Origin of the sequence: Bacteroides sp. L10-4, from assembly GCF_013373675.1 — a bacterium.
GTDB lineage: Bacteria > Bacteroidota > Bacteroidia > Bacteroidales > Bacteroidaceae > Bacteroides > Bacteroides muris.
The window spans coordinates 1-2,493 of the sequence record NZ_JABXJH010000122.1 but is presented as its reverse complement, the minus strand read 5'-3'; the positions used below and the strand labels follow the sequence as shown (position 1 = coordinate 2,493).

Below are 2,493 nucleotides of genomic sequence, written 5' to 3'. Positions count from 1 at the left end.
GGTAGGCTCGGCACTCGGCGCCTTGTCGTCTTGCGACGGTAGGTTTCCGAGAGCCTGCCCCCGAACCGTACGTACAAGTCTCCCTGTATACGGCTCTCCGTTGGTTTTCCTCATTTTAACGAACATGAATTTTAGCATTACAGGTTTCACAAACAGCCAAAGTTTTACGGTGTCTTTTAAACATCTGTTGTTCCCACTCGTTATTCCCCTTGAGGTCTTTGAGAGTACGCACATGATGCATTACCGTTTTACCCTCTGCTCCACATAACTCACACACTTCAGTCTTTAATCTCTCAATAAGACTTGGATAAGGGCTGATGTTTGTGTTCGGAAGGTTGTCGTATTGGGTGTGGCCTTTGGCTGTTTTTCTTTTAAAACCTTCATTATAGAATACTCTGGTCCTCTTTTGCCCTTTGCCGTCCACGTAGCTGACAATAAAGTTTTTACCCTTGCGGAGTTTCTTAATTGTCTGTGCAAGTGTGCTGTTTTGCTTTTGGGCAATAGTTTTGAACATACTGTATTCCATATTAAACCCGAATGAGTTGCCGAGATATGAAATGTTGTTAGCGATAGAATAGTAGTTATAGAATCCCCTTATTTCCGCATTGTACTGCGCCATAATGTCCTCTGGTTTCATACCTATCATGTAGGAACGAGATTTCGGTTTCCAGACTTCTTTGCCGTTGACTTGCCCAACGGATATTGCATCATAGTCCAGCAACTTCTTTTTAACCACCTCGTTTGCCACTCGTAGGACGATTCGACCATTGAACGGTCTTCTTAAAACTCCATTTCTGTTATGCCTTAGGGCTTGGGATTTGCGTATAGAGACTTCGTATCCGAGAAATTTAGCAGCATGTTGTGCATGAGTTATAAGCGTTTTCTCGTCAGATAGCTCTAAATTGAGCTCCTCACTCATAAACCGAGCAATGTTCGCTTTAATCTCGACACATTCTGCTTTGCTGCCGATAACCCCAATTAGGAAATCGTCAGCATACCTCACATACTTTAGTCTTTTGAACGTCTCATCCATATTTAAACCATAAGGCGTATTAACAATTTCGCTCTCGACTTTCCGTATCTCATCAATCAGATTTGCTCTGACCGATTCATCTTCGACGGATTTAGCCTTAATTACCAGCCTGCTTCTTTTGTTTTCAAGTCGTTTGTATTCTGTACTGCTTTGCCTTTCTCTGCCTTTGTCGAAAGATTTAGCGTATTCCTTCATGTACTTATCGAACTTGTCAAGGTAGATGTTAGCCAAAATCGGGCTAATTAGACCTCCCTGCGGTGTTCCGCTGTACGTCTTATGGAATTTCCAGTCTTCGACATACCCGGCATTCAGAAATTTTCTGATAAGACGTATAAACCTTTCATCGGCTATCCGTTCTCTCAGAGCGTTTATCAGAACTTCGTGGTTGATATTATCGAAGAATCCTTTGATGTCTCCCTCGATAAACCACTTTGTTCCGCTGAACGTCTTTTGTATGTGGGTCAGTGCAGTATGGCAGCTCTTGTTTGGTCTGAAACCATGTGATGAATATTCGAAATATCCTTCATAGATGGCTCCCAGAATCATTCGAACTACTTCTTGCACTAGTTTATCCTCGAAAGAGGGTATTCCAAGCGGTCGTTTATTACCGTTCTTCTTGGGAATATACACCCTCCTTGCTGGATGCGGCTTGTAGGACTCATCTCTGAGACTTACAATAAGGTTATCTATTCTCAGAACACTCATCTGGTCGATTGTTTTACCATCCATGCCAGATGTCATATTGCCTTGTTTAGCGTAAATGCGCTGATAGGCGGCATAGAATATTTGTTCATTGAACAGAATGCGGTACAGCCTTTCGAACTTGTAGCCCGAAACATTGCTGTGTTCACTTAAAATGTTTAATACATTCTCTGAATTTCTCATACGTCTCACACGTCTTTCTTTGTTTGTATTAAAGTTACCAACTGCTTCCCTTCGCCATGTACAGGGCTTTCCCCTGCTCGGACTACTACGGAAGCTCCGTTGCCATATTGGGTTTTCAGAGGCTAAACCTCATAGCCTTACGGCGTCCCAACTTAGGCAATCCCCATTTAGCTTGCATAATAACTATTAGCGCGACAAACTGTCGGATGCGACGTTCGACCTTTTCTCCGCATATTGCGGTTGTGCTGCGGTTTGTTCTTTTGCTCAATCCGTCCGCTACACCGGAAGAGTACCACAGCGTGACGTTTGTAATTGCCTTCCGTCACGGCTCATTTAACAGCCACTGGACTATCGTTCTGCCAATTCAGGCTTCATCCTTATGTTTGTCTTTCTACCTTGTCATTCAGTCGCCACATGGCAATTTGTGGACTTATGCCTTTACCGACATGCTACACTCCCCATTGGGTTTCCCCGCCGGATAAGTCGGTTGGTAGTAGGTTATTATCTCGAAGAACACGAACCTAATCTCTTGCTAAAGAGATATTTATTATGCAGCCTTATGGGCGCACTAGCGG

2 protein-coding genes are annotated in these 2,493 nt (G+C 43.5%); one reads left to right on the top strand and one right to left on the bottom strand.

The genetic code is table 11. From position 1 onward, the window contains the following. Nucleotides 1–115: 115 nt before the first annotated feature. The gene (locus tag HU824_RS19265; protein ID WP_176469730.1) at nucleotides 116–1,918 is read right to left on the bottom strand and encodes a reverse transcriptase/maturase family protein; all 1,803 of its coding nucleotides are present in this window, start codon (nucleotides 1,916–1,918) and stop codon (nucleotides 116–118) included. 206 nt (nucleotides 1,919–2,124) lie between these two features. Here HU824_RS19265 and HU824_RS19260 point away from each other — a divergent pair, with 206 nt between their 5' ends. Continuing rightward, on the top strand, nucleotides 2,125–2,400 hold the full coding sequence (locus HU824_RS19260) for a hypothetical protein (RefSeq protein ID WP_176469729.1): 276 nt from the start codon (nucleotides 2,125–2,127) through the stop codon (nucleotides 2,398–2,400). Nucleotides 2,401–2,493 lie beyond the last annotated feature (93 nt).

Bases quoted from the DNA above. Each gene is read 5' to 3' on its own strand.
- HU824_RS19265 (WP_176469730.1), bottom strand. From the start codon at position 1,918: ATGAGAAATTCAGAGAATGTATTAAACATTTTAAGTGAACACAGCAAT.
- HU824_RS19260 (WP_176469729.1), top strand. From the start codon at position 2,125: ATGCGACGTTCGACCTTTTCTCCGCATATTGCGGTTGTGCTGCGGTTT.